A 15777-nucleotide genomic window follows, 5' to 3' on the forward strand; every position below is an offset into this window, starting at 1 on the left:
GGGGTGGGCATGGTCGCCGACAACGGCGATTCGGAAGGCGCACGGTTTGATGCGTGCACCTTCGTCGGCACGACCAGCTGGGCGGCGTGGCCGAGAATGCCGCGGGCACGCTTTCAGGGGTGCACGTTCGTCGGTCCGATTGTCCATGCGTTCGGCGATCCCGATCCTCAGCGGGCGGCACAATTTGCCGATTGCACGTTTCGGGACGACCCCGCGCTTTCGCCGACCGGCCAGATCTACGGCGGGGAGAATAATGATCGGCCGATCGCGGATCTTCCGGACAACCGGAACGTCCTGTTCAACCGCTGCCACTTTCTGCTGACGCATAGAGCGGTCCTTCCGTGGACCACCAACGTGGTGATCTTCGCCGACTGCATCCTGTCGCAACGGGCGCCGGCACAATCCTATCCGAGAGGGACTTTTGTCGGCCGGAACGTGCTCACTGGCAACATCGCGCTGAACAGCGCCCATATTCGTGGAGAAGTGACCCTCAACGGCCAGCGAGTAGCGTCCACAAATTAGGGAAGCTGGCTGCGGGTTGACTGCACGACCATGAGTTTCAGCGCATGGTTCCGGGATGTAAGAAGGGAGCACGCCGTTCTTAAAGAAATGGCGTTGAAATCTACGCGCGATGCCTTCGGCGGGCAATTCTTTGTGGTTAAGTTCGAGGGACTGGTCGACGGCGACGGTTCGGACGGAAGTACGCTGCTGCTCGATAAATTAACCATCATTAGTCCGGCGTCGCGCAGCTCGTTTTTGGGCTGGCTCGCATAATCCTAATGTCCGCAATGGGTCGAAACCGGACTTTGGGTCCGTTGCCTGATCTCTGCGCAACCTAAGCAGAAATTACCTTGTGGAGGCGCTATCCATTCCCTGCTCCAGACTTAAAAATTCCCTGTTCAGTCGCGCAGGGAATTTCTCTCAAAATCGGCGGAAAACATTATTTTGTGAGCATCGCACTTCGATCAATTTGAATTAGAAAATGAAAAATTCCCTGTAAAATTGTCCATTGTAGGGAAATGCGATACGGAGACTTGTCGACCGCGGTCTGGCTGCACCTCCACTCACTTTCCAGATTTTAGGCGTAAATCGCGTGCTGCGGCGATGCGCAGCCGCAGGGCGTTCAATCGGATGAAGCCGTCGGCATCGCGCTGGTCGTAACCGCCGCTGTCTGCCTCGAACGTCACCAAATCCTGGTTGTACAGCGATTGCGGGCTCTCCCGGCCGACCACGGTCGCATTGCCTTTGTAAAGCTTCATCGTCACCCGGCCGCTGACATGCTCCTGGCTGGTGTCGATCAGCGCCTGCAGCATCGCCCGTTCCGGCGCGAACCACAGGCCGTTGTAGATCAGGCTCGCGTAGCGCGGCATCAGCTCGTCCTTGAGATGCATCGCGCCGCCATCGAGGGTGATCGATTCGATCCCGCGGTGCGCGGCAAGCAGAATGGTGCCGCCGGGCGTTTCATAGACCCCGCGCGATTTCATGCCGACGAAGCGGCTTTCAACCAGGTCGAGCCGGCCGATGCCATGGTCGTGACCGAGCGCGTTGAGCCGCGCCAGCAGCGCCGCCGGCGACAATGTCACGCCGTCGATCGCGGCCGGGTCGCCGCGTTCAAAATCGATGGTGATCATGGTCGCTTGGTCGGGCGCGTCCTCGGGCGATATCGTCCGCTGGTAGACATATTCCGGTGCCTCGACCTCCGGGTCCTCGAGCACTTTGCCTTCCGACGAGGAGTGCAGGAGGTTGGCGTCGATCGAGAACGGCGCATCGCCGCGCTTATCCTTGGCGATCGGGATCTGGTGCTTCTCGGCGAAGTCGATCAATTGCTCGCGGCCAGTAAATTCCCATTGGCGCCACGGCGCTATGACCTCAATGTCGGGCTGCAGCGCATAATAGCCAAGCTCGAAGCGGACCTGGTCGTTGCCCTTGCCGGTTGCGCCGTGACACACCGCGTCGGCACCGACCGCCCGCGCGATCTCGATCTGGCGCTTGGCGATCAACGGCCGGGCGATCGCCGTGCCGAGCAGATACTGCCCCTCATACACCGTGTTGGCGCGGAACATCGGGAAGACGAAATCACGCACAAACTCCTCACGCAGATCCTCGATGAAGATGTTGTCCGGCTTGACGCCAAGCAGTTCGGCCTTGGCCCGCACCGGCTCGACCTCCTCGCCCTGCCCGATTTCGGCGGTGAAGGTCACGACCTCGGCATCGAGCTCGGTCTGCAGCCATTTGAGGATGATCGACGTGTCGAGCCCGCCCGAATAAGCGAGCACCACTTTCTTGCGCTTGCTGATCATAGTTTCATGCCGATCCGGTCATCCACCGGAAGGCTCAGCCGGCCGGAGCGACCTTGTGGAGCAGTCCGTCGATCGCAGCAACGGCTTCGGGTTCGGTCAGCTCGGGCGCGTGGCCGACCCCCGGTACGGTCACCAGCTCGGCGTCGGGATGCGCCTCGACCATGGCTTGCGCCGCAGTCGCCGATAACAAATCGCTGTGCTCGCCGCGCACAAGCAGCAGCGGCCCGCCGTCGAGCTTCTTGTAGAGCGGCCATAAGTCGAAGGCCGGGGCGGCGCCGTCGTTGCGCTGGTTGAACGGCTCGGCAATCGCCATGTCATAGTCGAAGATGATCCCGTTGCCATCTTCCTTGCCCACCCGCCGCGCCGCGTGCAGCCAGTCGTCATGGCTATTGGTGGCCGGCAAGCCGCGGCTGACACCGGCGATATAGTCGGCTGCTTCGTCCCAATCGCTGAATCGCACCGATTTCCCGACATAGTTGCGGATTCGGTCGATCCCGCTCTGGTCAAGTTCGGGGCCGACGTCGTTGAGGACCGTCGCCGCGATCCGCTGCGGCTGAGTGGCCGCGATCAACATCGTCACCAGCCCGCCTAGCGACGTCCCGACAAACACCGCTTGCTCGATCGCGAGTTCGTCGAGCAGTTGCAGGACGTCGGCGGCGTAGGTCGTCGGCAGATAGCGCGCCGGCTGCGGATCGCGATCGCTCATCCCGCGCCCACGAAAGTCCGGCACGATGATGCGCCACTTGCCAGCATAGCGGTCAGCGAACTCCGCGAAATCGCGCGAATTGCGCGTCAGCCCGTGCAGGCACAGGATTGGCGGGCGATCGGAAGGCCCCGCATAATCGCGATAATAGAGGCTGAGCCCGTCGCGACTGGTCCAGTGGCGTGCTGCAAACTCCGCCGACTTGCCGCCGGATAGTGGTGAATCAGCTGTCATGTCAGCGCACCCCGAGACCGTGCCTGATCAGGCGGTTGGTGATAGCGGCCACTTCATCGGGATCGCTGCTCCCCCACACCGCGAACCGCAGGCCAAGGAACACGTTGGCGCCCATCAAGGCCCAGGCAATGGCTTCGTGGGCAAGCGGCGATTCATCCTCGCGCAATTCGCCGCGCGCGGCGGCATCGCCAAGCCGCGCAGCAATCCGCGACGCCGTGGTTTCATAATGATTGCGAAAGCCCTCCGGGTCCACGAATTCGGCTTCGTCGATGATCCGATAGACCTGCTTGTGCTCGGCGGCGAAGCGCAGGAAGGCGGCGAGCGCCCGGCGCTCCCGGTCAAGACCGTCGCCGGTACTACTGTTCAAAACCGGAGCGACATAATCGCGCACCTGCGCCGACATGTCGCGGACCAGCGCCTGGAACAGCGCCTCTTTGCTGTCAAAATATGTGTAGAATGTCCCCAATGCGACCTTGGCGCGGCTTGTGATCCCGACGATCGACGCTTCGGAGAAGCCGCGCTCGCCGAATTCCTCGAGCGCCGCGGTGAGAATCTTGCGCAGCGTTTTCTCGCCACGGGGCGTGCGCGGGACCTTGCCGCTCGACGTGGCCGGGGCAACCGAAGCCACTTTCTTCCGCGTTGCGCCTGCCCCATTTCGTTTCGCACTGGCTTTGCGCGCTGTGTCGGTGTTCACCAAAATCACATCCCCCAATTCGCGCTTAATAAACTAAGTTGAAAGTTGGTTCAACTTTCATTACGGTGTTTCACACACAGGCTGTTGGCGGTGGGGAATCGCGCCTGGAGGGGGATACACCATGATTCGTTCTATACAGCTTTCGCGCTCTGCCTTGCTCGTTGGTGCGGCAGCCATTGCCCTTGCCGCGACGCCGGCTCTGGCACAGTCGGTCGATCAAACCAATGCCGACGCAGCAACGCAGCCGCCGGCACCAAAAGCAACTACCGCCGCCGATGCCGAAAGCAAGGACAGTGCGACTGGCGACATCGTCGTAACCGCGCGCCGCACCGAAGAAAATGTCCAGCGGGTGCCGTCGTCGATCTCGGCGTTCAACGAGCGTTCGCTCGATCGCATCCAGGCCACCGACACCACTGGCCTGCAGGGTGCCGTGCCGAACCTCAACATCGTCCAGGGCCGCGGCTCGTCCAATTCCACCAACATCTTCATTCGGGGCATCGGCCAGCCCGACGCGCTGCAGACATTCGATCCAGCGGTCGGGGTCTATGTCGATGACGTCTATCTGTCGCGCATTCGCGGCAACCAGCTTGACCTGCTTGACCTCGAACGGATCGAGGTCCTGCGCGGCCCGCAAGGTACGCTCTACGGCAAAAACACCATTGCCGGTGCGATCAAATTCGTGACCCGCCGACCTGGCCAGACATTCCGCGCCAACGGGAGTATTGCGGTCGGCTCCTACGACCAGATCGAGCTCAAGGGCGCGGTTTCGGGCCCGTTGAGCGAAACGGTAGCCGCCGGCTTCGCGGTGATACATGCGACACGCAACGGCTATGTCGGGGACAGTGCTAACCACCGCGAATATAACGACAAGAACAGTAACGGCGGCCGGGCCGCGATCGCCTTCACTCCGTCGAGCGTTGTTCGCGTGGATATCACCGCCGACTATAGCCACGATAACGCGGCCCTGAACGTCGGCCGGCCGGTCAACAATCTCACCACGTTTTCGGGTACCGTCTTGGTGGTGACCGATCCGGTTAACTCGGGAAATCGCTACACCTGGCACGGACGGACGACGCCGAGCCTACCCAATTCGACCACGCTGAGGCACTATGGCTTTACCGGGACCGCGGCGTTCGATGTGACCGATGCGCTTACCTTGAAGTCGATCACCGCCTATCGCAATTTGAAGACCCGCGATTACGTCGACATCGATGCCACCCAATATCAGGTCGGCGACGTCCTGGTTAATGTCGATCAGCATCAAGTCAGCCAGGAATTCCAGGCGGCCTACACCGGCGAGCGGCTAAGCGGCGTCGCGGGCCTCTATTATCTGAAAGAAGACATTGTCTCCCATCAGGAAGCCTTTGCCAACGATTTGCTCGGGCCGGCGTTCTTGAACAGCCCGTTCCTGCGCACCGTTGACGACGATCTGACCACCAAAAGCTATGCAGCTTACGTCAATGGCAGCTATGAGGTCGTGCCAAGCGTCCGGCTATCGGCTGGTCTTCGCTACACCAAGGAAACCAAGGACTATTTCCGCACGACGAGCAGCTTCTTCGGGTTGCTGCCGTTCTTCAACGCGACGTTCGCGTTCGTGCCGCCCAAGGGAAAATGGCGCGACTGGTCGCCGATGGCCAGCGTCGATTGGCAGGTCAATCCAACCACCATGGTCTATGCCCGCGCCGCCAAGGGGTTCAAATCTGGCGGGTTCAACGGCCGCGCCAACACGGCGGCCGAAGCGAGCGAATATAATCCGGAATCCGTCTGGTCGTACGAGGCCGGCTTCAAGACTTCGGTCGCCAATCAACTTCGCCTCAACGGGGCCATCTTCCACAGCGACTACAAGGACTTCCAGGCACGGATTGGTGACATCGACCCTACCGCTCCGTTTCCGACACCGCTGCTGAAGGTACTCAACGTCGGCAAAATGCGGATTCGCGGTGCCGAGCTGGAAGCCAATTGGACGCCGGTAACGGGCCTGCTGATCGACGGCCAGCTGGGCTATCTCGATGCCAAATACCTGCAATTCGCCGATGACCGGTTTCCTGGTGGCAGCCGCGCCTTCCAGACCCCGGCGTTCGCCCCGAAATGGACGCTTCGTCTCGGCGCTCAATATGCGGTTGACATCGGCTCCGCCGGCTCGATCACGCTCGGCGGCCAGTCCCGTTACAAGTCGCGAACGGCGCTTGCGGTCGACAACACCGTAATCACTTACGCCAACTTCCTCAGTCCAGGTGTCGGGACGACAACCGAAGTCGATGGCCTGTTTCAGAAGGGCTATTGGGTTCACGACGCGCGGATCGTCTACGAAGCCGCGAACAAGCATTTCGCGCTTGGCCTCTACGGCAGCAACCTGACCAAGAAAGCCTATAAGACCGATGCACAGGAATTCTCCAACATCGGCAGCATCCGCACCGTCTATTATGGCGCGCCCCGGACCATCACGCTTAAGCTGACCGCGCGCTACTGATCGGGGCCGCGGGGCGCTTGCTTCTGTCGAGCGCCCCGTGCGAGTCCGTGGGAATGCCAGCGCTTTATCGTCCCGATCCCAAGATCCTGGAACTCGGTCCGGACTTCTACGATCCCGTCGAGCCGGCGCGCTTTCCCAAAGCGATCGCGCGTTTTCAAAACCACCGCTGGGCCGACCGCGTCGGGCTTGGTGATTGCGATGACGCGGCCTGGGTCGCGCATTTCTGCCGCTTCGAACCCTTGCCTGGCAATCTCGCCGAGCCATTGGCCCTGCGCTATCACGGCCATCAGTTCCGCGTGTACAACCCCGACATTGGCGACGGCCGTGGCTTCCTGTTCGCCCAGTTGCGCGATGGCCAGGGTCGCCTGCTCGACCTCGGCACCAAGGGGTCGGGAACTACCCCGTACAGCCGCACCGCCGACGGCCGCCTGACGCTCAAGGGCGGCGTGCGCGAAGTGCTTGGCGCCGAAATGCTCGAAGCGCTGGGCGTCAATAGCTCGAAAAGCTTCGCTCTGTTTGAAACCGGCGAAGATTTGGTCCGGGGCGACGAACCCTCTCCGACCCGATCGGCCGTGCTCACCCGCTTGAGCCATGGCCATATCCGCATCGGCGCTTTCCAGCGGCTCGCGTATTTCGGGGAAACCGAAAACATCAACCGCCTGGTCCATTATTGCCTCGCCAACCTCTACGGCCAGCAGCCCTCAACCGCAGCCGCGGACAATGCGCTTCGGCTGTTCGACCTCGTCGCCGGCGCCACCGCCAACCTCGCCGCGAGTTACATGACCGCCGGCTTCGTCCACGGTGTACTCAACAGCGACAATATCGCGATTACCGGCGAAAGCTTCGATTATGGCCCGTGGCGCTTCACGCCCGAGTGGGACGCGGACTTCACCGCCGCCTATTTCGATCACCATGGCCTCTATGCCTTCGGCCGCCAGCCCGAAGCGATCCATTGGGACCTGGCGCAACTGGCCGGTTGCCTGACGGTCGTGACTGACGCGTCGGCGCTGTCCGAAATCGTAACGGGATGGGGCGAACGGTTCGAGGATGCGTTGGTCCGGGCTCTCATCAAACGCCTCGGAGTGCCGCCGCGCGGTGGCGAACAGGATCGCGCGCTGGCCGCCGCACTCCTTGGTGCCTTGCAATCGCGCGAGGTAGCGATCGACCGCCTTTTCCTCGACTGGCGCGGCGGACGCGATCCCGGTGCGGAACGCTATCCGTCGCCGACGTTTCGCGCGCTGGCGACCGCATTGGCCGGACGTTGCGTGCCCGTCATCCATCACTATTGGTCCGACCCCGATCCTTGCTCGATGCATATCGACGAAGTCGAAGCCATCTGGGCCGCAATCGCCGAGCGCGACGATTGGGGTCCGTTCGAAAACAAAGTCGCAGCGATCCGCCGAATGGGCGAGGCCATGACCAATGACGTTCAAGCCCCGGCTTGACGTCGCAGCCAAGTTGGTGAAGCGCTTAGTTAATGGTTAAAAAACTGGTGTCGACAGAGCCGGCGACTGGCACCGAAATCTGGTCGGGGGAGATCGGCGACGCCGCGGTGGAAGTTGCCGCCGCGCGCGCCGCCTCGGGTCCCTGGGCCGCCCACTCGCTGACCTATCGCAGCGAGACCGTGCGGCGCTTCGCCAATGTCGTGCGCCAGCGCGAGGATGATTTCGCCAAGCTCATCGCCCGCGAAACTGGCAAACCGTTCTGGGAAGCCAAGACCGAGGTCGCGGCGGTCATCAACAAGGTCCAGATTTCGATCAACGCTTATTCCGAGCGGACGCCGCAGCGTAAGCTCGAGGCCGCGCTCGGCAACAGGGTCGCCGTCCGCCACAAGCCGCATGGCGTCTTGGCGGTGCTCGGCCCGTATAATTTCCCGGCGCATCTGCCCAATGGACACATCGTCCCGGCGTTGATCGCCGGCAATACCGTGGTCTTCAAGCCGTCCGAAAAGACTCCCGCGACGGGGGCTTTTCTGGTCGAATGCTTCCATGCCGCTGGCGTCCCCGAAGGCGTCGTTCGGCTGCTGGTTGGCGGGCCGGATGAAGGCCGTGCGCTTGCTTCGGAAGCCGGCATCGATGGCTTGTTGTTCACCGGCTCGGCGCGCGCCGGGCGGGCCTTGCACAAGCAGTTCGCCGACGCGCCCCACAAGATTATAGCGCACGAAAATGGCGGCAATAATCCTTTGGTTGTGTGGGACGCCGCGGACGTGGACGCCGCTGCAACCATCGTCGTTCAATCGGCTTATCTGTCCGCCGGCCAACGCTGCACCGCGGCGCGGCGGTTGATCGTCGAGAATGGCAAGGAAGGCCCGCTGCTCAAGGCCATCGAGAAGATGATTGATCGCTTGATCGTCGATGAACCGTTCTCCACCCCGCCGCCGTTCATGGGGCCGATGATTGACCTGGCCGCCGCCGACCATCTGCAGGAGCAATGGCTGGAGTTGATGATGAAAGGCGGCAAGCCGATCAAGCGGCTCGATCGACCGATCGCCGACCGGCCGTTCCTGACCCCCGCCCTGATCGATGTCACCGATATTGCCGACCGCCCGGACGAGGAACTGTTCGGACCGGTGTTGCAGCTGACCCGGGTCAAGGATTTTGACGCCGCGATCGACGAAGCCAACGCCACCCGCTTCGGCCTCGCCGCCAGCCTCGTCGGCGGCAGTCCCGAGCTGTACGACCGCTTCTGGGCTAACGTTCGCGCCGGGGTCATCAACTGGAACCGCCCGACCAATGGCGCCCCGTCGAACGCCCCGTTCGGCGGCGTCGGCCTGTCGGGCAACCACCGCCCCAGCGCCTATTACGCGGCCGATTATTGCGCTTATCCAGTGACCAGCAGCGAAGCCGCTTTGACCCGCGCTCAGATCGACCAGGGCCTCAACGACCCCAACATGCTCGAAGACTAACGGCCCCGACAGGCCGACATTGCGAGGAGCGCAGCGGCGCGGCATTCCAGCGAAACAGGATTGCCACGCTGCGCTCGCATGACGGAGGAATGACATGGGGCGCCCGCCGAAGCAGGCGCCCACACCCCTGACCGCGAGTTGGCCCTAGCTGCTGCGCATCTCGGGCAGATAATTGTCGTCGGCGGCGTCGCTGAACTTGGTGATTCGGCTGTCGAACTTGAGCCGCACCTTACCGGTCGCACCGTGACGCTGCTTGGCGACGATCAGCTCGGCGAGGCCATAGACCCGGCTCATGTCGCGGGCCCATTCCTCATGCTGCTCGTGGGCCTTGGCGTCGTCACCCTCGACCGGCCGCTTGGGTTCGCGCGACGCGACGTAATAATCCTCGCGGTAGATGAACAGCACGATGTCGGCGTCCTGCTCGATCGACCCCGATTCGCGCAGATCGGACAGCTGCGGGCGCTTGTCCTCGCGTTGCTCGACCGCGCGGCTCAGCTGCGACAGGCCGATAACCGGCAAATTGAGCTCCTTGGCCAACTGCTTCAAACCCCGGCTGATCTCGGAGATTTCCTGGACCCGGTTCTCGTTGCTGTTCTTGCCGGTGCCTTGCAGCAACTGGAGGTAATCGATGATCACCATGCCGATGCCCTTTTGGCGCTTCAGGCGGCGGGCGCGGGCGCGCAAGGCGGCAATCGTCAGGCCGGGGGTGTCATCAATGTACAGCGGCAAGCTCTGTAGCTCACCGGCGGCCCGCGCGAGCTGGCGAAACTCCTGCTGACTGATCTTGCCCATGCGCAAGTTCTCGGAACTGATCCCCGATTGCTCGGCGAGGACGCGGGTGGCGAGCTGGTCGGCCGACATTTCGAGGCTGAACAGCGCCACCGCCGCGCCCGCCGATTTGCCCGGTTCGATGCCGTCATCGGCATCGCGCAGGAACCGCTGGGCGGCGGCAAAGGCGATGTTGGTCGCCAGCGAGCTTTTGCCCATGCCCGGCCGCCCGGCAATGATAATCAAGTCGGAGCTGTGGAGGCCGCCGATCTTGGAGTTCAGGCTGTCCAGCCCGGTGGTGATTCCGGACAAATGCCCACCGCTGTTCAAGGCACGCTCGGCCATCTCGATGGCCAGCTTGGTGGCTTCGCTGAACGACTTGGCCTTGCCTTCGGCGCCACCTTCTTCGGCGACCTTGTAGAGCTCGGTCTCGGCCTTTTCGATCTGGGCCAGCGGGGCGACCTCCTCACTGGTGTCGAGCGCGCTTTCGACCAGATCGCGGCCAACGCCAATGAGCGCCCTGAGCAGCGCAAGATCATAGATTTGGGTGGCGAAATCGCGCGCGCCGATGACTGCCGCGCCTGATCCGGTCAGCTGCGCCAGATAGGCCGGGCCGCCGACTTCCTTAATCCCCTCGTCGGCCTCGAACAGCGGCCGCAGCGTCACCGGGTTGGCGATCATGTTGCGGTCGGTGAGGCGGAGGATCGATTCGTAAATCCGGCCGTGCAGCGGCTCGAAGAAATGGTGCGGCTGGAGGCGTGTCTGGACTTCCTCGACCAGCCGGTTGTCGATCATCAATGCGCCCAGCAGCGCCGCTTCGGCCTCGACATTCTGGGGGAGCGCGGGGGCCCCGGCGGGCGATGCGGGTTCAGCGATTCGGAGAATGTCGGCCATGATCTCGGTCTACCGATTTTGGCCCCACAACCTCCATCCTAAGTTTGCAACTTGCAAACTTTTTCGTGGACCGCCCTGTGGATGGAAAGTGGCATTGCGCCCCCCGCCCAAGCGCGGCTAGGCCAGTTCACATGAGTGTCCTTTCCGACCGCTGGATTCGCGAGCAGGCGCTTGCACACGCGATGATCGAGCCGTTTGTCGAGGCCCAGCGGGCCGACGGCTGCATCAGCTACGGCCTGTCGTCGTACGGCTATGACGCGCGGGTGGCCGATGAGTTTAAGATCTTCACCAATGTCGACTCAGCCATCGTCGACCCCAAGAATTTCGATTCCAACAGCTTTGTCGACCGCAAGACCGACGTCTGCGTGATCCCGCCCAACAGCTTCGTGCTGGCCCGCACGGTCGAATATTTCCGGGTGCCGCGCGACGTGCTCGTCATCTGCCTTGGCAAATCGACCTATGCGCGCTGCGGAATCATCGTCAACGTCACCCCGCTCGAGCCCGGCTGGGAAGGCCATGTGACGCTCGAATTTTCGAACACCACGCCGCTGCCGGCCAAGGTCTACGCCAATGAAGGCGCCTGCCAGTTCCTGTTCCTCCAGGGCAACGAGCCGTGCGAAGTCAGCTACGCCGACCGCGCCGGCAAATATATGGGCCAGCGCGGGGTGACGCTGCCCAAGCTGTGACCCGCGACGAAGCCCAGGCGCTCGATGCCGCCGACCCATTGGCCTTCGCCCAAGGACGTTTCAGGCTCCCCGAAGGCATCATCTACCTCGACGGGAATTCGCTGGGGACGCTGCCGGCCGCAACGGCCGATCGGCTTGCCAACGTCGTGACACACGAATGGGGCGGCGACCTCATCGCCAGCTGGACCAAGCACGCGTGGATTGACGAGCCGCAACGCATCGCCGCCAAGCTCGCGCCGATCGTTGGCGCCAAGCCGCACGAGCTCCTGATCGCCGATTCGACCAGCGTCTGTCTGTTCAAATTGCTCGCCGCGGCGGTGAAAGCGCGGCCCGGCCGGCGCACCATCCTCACCCAGCAACGCAACTTCCCGACCGATCTTTATGTCGCCCAGGGCCTGGCCGAGATGCTCGGCTTGACCTTGAAGGCGGTGCCCGCGGACGAGGTCGCAAGCGCGATCGACCAGGATATTGCGGTCGTGACGCTGACCCATGTCGATTACCGCAGCGCGGCGTTCCACGACATGGCGGCGGTCAACCAGGCAGCGCATGCGGCCGGTGCGCTCACAGTATGGGACCTGTCGCACAGCGCCGGGGCGATCGCCCTCGATCTCGACGGCACTGACTGCGATCTCGCCGTCGGCTGCGGCTACAAGTATTTGAACGGCGGACCGGGGGCGCCGGCCTTCCTGTTCGTCGCCGAACGGTTACAGGGCGAATTGCACTCGCCGCTCCAGGGCTGGATGGGCCATGCCGAGCCGTTCGCTTTTGACGACGATTTTCGTCCCGTTAACGGGATCACGCGCTTCCTGACCGGCACCCCGTCAATCCTCGCGCTGGCCGCGCTCGACGCCGGACTCGATACGTTCGAAGGCGTCGCCATGCGCGATATCCAGACCAAGGCCGGTGCGCTCTCGCAGCTGTTCATCGACGAGGTCGAGGCGCGATGCGGCGACGAGGTCTGTCTCGCTTCGCCGCGCGATCCCGCCGCGCGCGCAAGCCACGTCAGCTTCGCCCATCCGCAGGGCTATGCGGTGATGCAGGCATTGATCGCGCGCGGCGTGATCGGCGATTTCCGCGCGCCCGACCTGATCCGCTTCGGCTTCGCGCCGCTCTACAACCGCTTCGAGGACGCCTGGCGCGCGGCCGAAACGCTCGCCGAAATCCTCGCCACGGACGCTTGGAACGAACCGCGCTTCCTCGCCCGGGCAAAGGTCACCTGATTATTGCGGCGCGAGCAGCCGGCGCGATTCGTGGATCAAATGCACCCAGTCGCCGAACGCTTTCGACAGGCTGAGGACGAGGTCCTTGAGCGGCCCGTCCTTGAGTTTGCCGTCGGTGTTGAAACTGTCGTCGTTGACATGGCCGAGATAGGCTTCGGGATGCTGCATCACCGGCATGTTGAGGAACACCGCCGCCTGGCGCACCTGGTGGTTGGCACCGAACCCGCCGATGCTCCCTGGCGAGGCGCTGACGATCGCCGCCGGCATCTGGTTCCAGACGCTCTTTCCGTACGGCCGTGAACCGACGTCAATCGCATTCTTGAGCACCCCGGGGACCCCGCGATTATATTCGGGAGTCACGAACAGCACCCCGTCGGCCGCCGCGATTTCCTTGCGGAAGCGGGTATATTGCGCGGGCGGATTGGCGTCGGAATCCTGGTTGTAGAGCGGCAGGTCGCCGATCGGCACGATGGCGCAGTCAAGCCGCTCATCCGCCATCGCGCACAGCGACAGCGCGACTTTGCGGTTGATGCTGTCCTTACGCAGGCTGCCGACGACGATCGCGATCTTGTAGCGAACCATGACGCTTCTCCTTATCTTCTTATCTTCGCTTACCCTGATGGCGGATATTGGCCGGCCGGCCGCGGCGCGGGCCCGGCCGCGATCGGTCCGATCGGCTCCTCGAGCCGCCGCCATAGGATCCCTCCGGCAATTCGAACCGCAACGATCCGGACACCGGATTGGCCTCGGCCAGCCGCAAGGTCAGCTTCTGCCCGACGCGGTAGGTCTCGCCGCTATGCTCACCGATCAGCTGGCGGGCCTTCTCGTCATAACGGAAATATTCCTGGCCGAGCGTCTGCGCGAGTACCAGCCCGTCACCGCCCAAATCCATGACCGTGGCGAAGAAGCCGAACGGCTGTACGCCGGTGATCCGGCACTCGACCAATTGCCCGACGCGGTCGGACAGGAAGGCCGCGACATAGCGGTCGACGGTATCGCGCTCGGCTTCCATCGCGCGCCGCTCAAGCATGGATATGGCTTCGCCGATCGCTTCGAACTTCTCATCCTCGCCCGCCGGCAACCCGCCCTCGCCGAGCCGGTAGGCACTGACCAGCGCGCGGTGAACCAGCAAGTCGGCGTAGCGGCGGATCGGCGACGTGAAGTGCGCGTAGGTCGCCAGCGCCAGCCCGAAATGGCCGAGCCGTTCGGGGCCATAACGTGCCTGCATCTGCGTCCGCAGGATCTGCTCCATGATCTCGGTCCGCGACTCATCCTCGCCAGCGCGTTCGATGACCCGGTTGAAGGTCGCCGGCTTGATCACCTGGCCGAGCGCGAACTCGAGCCCGAACGTCGCCATATAGTCCTTGAGGGCGACCAGCTTCTCCCGGCTCGGCGCCTCGTGCACGCGGTACATCACCGGCGCTTTCTTGGCCTCGATCGCGCGCGCCGCGGCGACATTAGCGGCGATCATATAGTCCTCGACCAACTTGTGGGCGTCGAGCCGTTCGCGCGGCGCCACCGACAGGATCCGCCCTTTCTCGTCTAGCACTACTCGACGTTCGGGGATGTCGAGTTCGAGCGGTGCGCGCTTGTTGCGATCCGTTAGCAGGGCTCGCCAGCACGCCCACAGAGGCTTAAGCGCACGCTCGACCAGATCGGCTGACACGGCCCCTTCGACATCCGGCATCGAACAGGGTGACGATGAGACTTCCGTGCGATTCCCGTGACTTGCATTGATGGCGGCTTGAGCATCCTCATAGGCAATATTTGCTGCCACGCAAATCTTCGCACGCGTGAAACGCCAACTTTTGAACGTCCCGTCGCCGGCGATCTTGAGGTGGCACGCCATCGCCGCCCGGACCTGGCCCTGCTTCAACGAACAAATGTCCGCCGACAATTCCTCGGGCAGCATCGGCACCACCCGGTCGGGGAAATAGACGCTGTTGCCGCGCGCCCTCGCCTCGCGGTCGAGCTCGGAATTGGGCCGCACGTAGAAACTGACGTCGGCGATGGCGACGATTGCGTTCCAGCCGCCCTCTCCGTCCGCCTCGGCCCAGATCGCGTCGTCGTGATCGCGCGCGTCGGCCGGGTCGATGGCGACGATCGGCAGGTGCGTCAGGTCCTCCCGCTCGCCCAGCGGCAGCTCCGACACGCGATGCGCTTCCTCGATCGCACCTTCCGAGAATTCATGCCGCAGCCCGTGCTTGTGGATCGCGATCAGGCTGAAGCTCCGGGGCGCGAACGGATCGCCGAGCACTGCATCGACCCGCGCCGTCACCCGCGGCCCTCGCCCCGAGACTTCGCACAGCACCAGATCGCCGGCTTGCGCGTCCTTCAACTCGCTGACCGCCAGCTCGCGCCGCTCTTTCTTCTCCACCGGGCTAAGCCAGAATTTCGTCCCCTCCTTGCGGATGACGCCCAGGACCAGCTCGGCGCTCGCCTCGAGCTTCTTCATCGGGTGGGCGATCAGCCCTGCCCCGCGCTCCTCGGTCCGCGCCAGCACCCGGTCGCCAATCCCCAGCGCGCCCCGACGCCCTCGCTCGATCAGCTTGATCTTGGGCGGCGGCGTCTCGGCGTGCCACGACTCCGGCACACCCCAGACATTGCCGCTGTCATCGGCCTCGACCACCCGCAGCACGGTCACTCGTGGCACCCCGCCGGTCTTGTGGAACGCGCGTCCCGGCGCCGAATCGATCAGCCCCTCATCGGCCATGTCCTTGAGCAGGGTCTTCAAGCCGATCTTGTCCTGCCCGCTCAAACCAAACGCTCGCGCGATTTCGCGCTTACCGGCCGGCTGGTCCGACGTCGCGATGAAGTCGAGGATCTGCTTGCGCGACGGCAGGCCGGGGGTTCGCTTGCGGGGCATCGGTTTCCTACGCCGTCATGCTGAACTTGTTTCAGCA

General features: G+C 63.3%; 13 protein-coding genes. 7 read left to right on the forward strand and 6 right to left on the reverse strand.

The annotated features are described in order from the left end of the window. Together RMO25_RS11405 and RMO25_RS11410 are read left to right on the forward strand one after the other, a co-directional pair. The coding region (locus RMO25_RS11405) for a hypothetical protein (protein WP_309662724.1) at nucleotides 1-522 on the forward strand (522 nt) is incomplete at its 5' end. 30 nt (nucleotides 523-552) lie between these two features. Further along, nucleotides 553-774, forward strand: a complete 222-nt coding sequence (locus tag RMO25_RS11410) for a hypothetical protein (RefSeq protein ID WP_309662725.1) — start codon at nucleotides 553-555, stop codon at nucleotides 772-774. Nucleotides 775-1064: 290 nt separating this feature from the next. Here the strand turns inward: RMO25_RS11410 and RMO25_RS11415 are convergent, their stop codons facing one another. From RMO25_RS11415 to RMO25_RS11425, 3 genes are read right to left on the reverse strand one after another with little or no spacing between them, the layout of a single operon-like run. After that, complete coding sequence (locus RMO25_RS11415; protein WP_309662726.1) at nucleotides 1065-2300, reverse strand: argininosuccinate synthase; 1236 nt, start codon at nucleotides 2298-2300, stop codon at nucleotides 1065-1067. A 34-nt stretch (nucleotides 2301-2334) separates the two neighbouring features. Beyond that, nucleotides 2335-3237: an alpha/beta hydrolase gene (locus tag RMO25_RS11420; RefSeq protein ID WP_309662727.1), complete on the reverse strand. Its 903-nt coding sequence runs from the start codon at nucleotides 3235-3237 to the stop codon at nucleotides 2335-2337. A gap of 1 nt (nucleotide 3238) precedes the next feature. Next, the gene (locus RMO25_RS11425; RefSeq protein ID WP_309662728.1) at nucleotides 3239-3865 is read right to left on the reverse strand and encodes a TetR/AcrR family transcriptional regulator; all 627 of its coding nucleotides are present in this window, start codon (nucleotides 3863-3865) and stop codon (nucleotides 3239-3241) included. Between the two features lie 187 nt (nucleotides 3866-4052). On the opposite strand from RMO25_RS11425, the gene RMO25_RS11430 reads away from it, so the two are divergent. The 3 genes from RMO25_RS11430 to astD are packed head-to-tail and all read left to right on the forward strand — an operon-like array spanning nucleotide 4053 to nucleotide 9306. After that, on the forward strand, nucleotides 4053-6401 hold the full coding sequence (locus RMO25_RS11430; RefSeq protein ID WP_309662729.1) for a TonB-dependent receptor: 2349 nt from the start codon (nucleotides 4053-4055) through the stop codon (nucleotides 6399-6401). Nucleotides 6402-6454: 53 nt separating this feature from the next. Then, nucleotides 6455-7846 (forward strand): protein adenylyltransferase SelO family protein, encoded by a 1392-nt coding sequence (locus RMO25_RS11435; protein ID WP_309662730.1) that lies wholly within the window; start codon nucleotides 6455-6457, stop codon nucleotides 7844-7846. Between the two features lie 32 nt (nucleotides 7847-7878). After that, complete coding sequence (gene astD, locus RMO25_RS11440; protein WP_309662731.1) at nucleotides 7879-9306, forward strand: succinylglutamate-semialdehyde dehydrogenase; 1428 nt, start codon at nucleotides 7879-7881, stop codon at nucleotides 9304-9306. Nucleotides 9307-9450: 144 nt separating this feature from the next. On the opposite strand, the gene RMO25_RS11445 is transcribed toward astD, so the two are convergent. After that, on the reverse strand, nucleotides 9451-10968 hold the full coding sequence (locus RMO25_RS11445; protein ID WP_309662732.1) for a replicative DNA helicase: 1518 nt from the start codon (nucleotides 10966-10968) through the stop codon (nucleotides 9451-9453). 131 nt (nucleotides 10969-11099) lie between these two features. On the opposite strand from RMO25_RS11445, the gene dcd reads away from it, so the two are divergent. Further along, nucleotides 11100-11654, forward strand: a complete 555-nt coding sequence (gene dcd, locus RMO25_RS11450) for a dCTP deaminase (protein WP_309662733.1) — start codon at nucleotides 11100-11102, stop codon at nucleotides 11652-11654. Next, nucleotides 11651-12874, forward strand: coding sequence for a kynureninase (gene kynU, locus RMO25_RS11455; RefSeq protein WP_309662734.1), 1224 nt, complete (start codon nucleotides 11651-11653; stop codon nucleotides 12872-12874). The genes dcd and kynU overlap by 4 nt, the downstream gene beginning before the upstream one ends. Here the strand turns inward: kynU and RMO25_RS11460 are convergent, their stop codons facing one another. Together RMO25_RS11460 and RMO25_RS11465 are read right to left on the reverse strand one after the other, a co-directional pair. Next, on the reverse strand, nucleotides 12875-13456 hold the full coding sequence (locus RMO25_RS11460) for an NADPH-dependent FMN reductase (RefSeq protein ID WP_309662735.1): 582 nt from the start codon (nucleotides 13454-13456) through the stop codon (nucleotides 12875-12877). Nucleotides 13457-13475: 19 nt separating this feature from the next. Further along, the gene (locus tag RMO25_RS11465) at nucleotides 13476-15740 is read right to left on the reverse strand and encodes a VacB/RNase II family 3'-5' exoribonuclease (RefSeq protein ID WP_309662736.1); all 2265 of its coding nucleotides are present in this window, start codon (nucleotides 15738-15740) and stop codon (nucleotides 13476-13478) included. Between the last annotated feature and the right edge of the window lie 37 nt (nucleotides 15741-15777).

It is taken from the genome of Sphingomonas sp. (assembly GCF_031361285.1).
Classification (GTDB): domain Bacteria; phylum Pseudomonadota; class Alphaproteobacteria; order Sphingomonadales; family Sphingomonadaceae; genus Sphingomicrobium.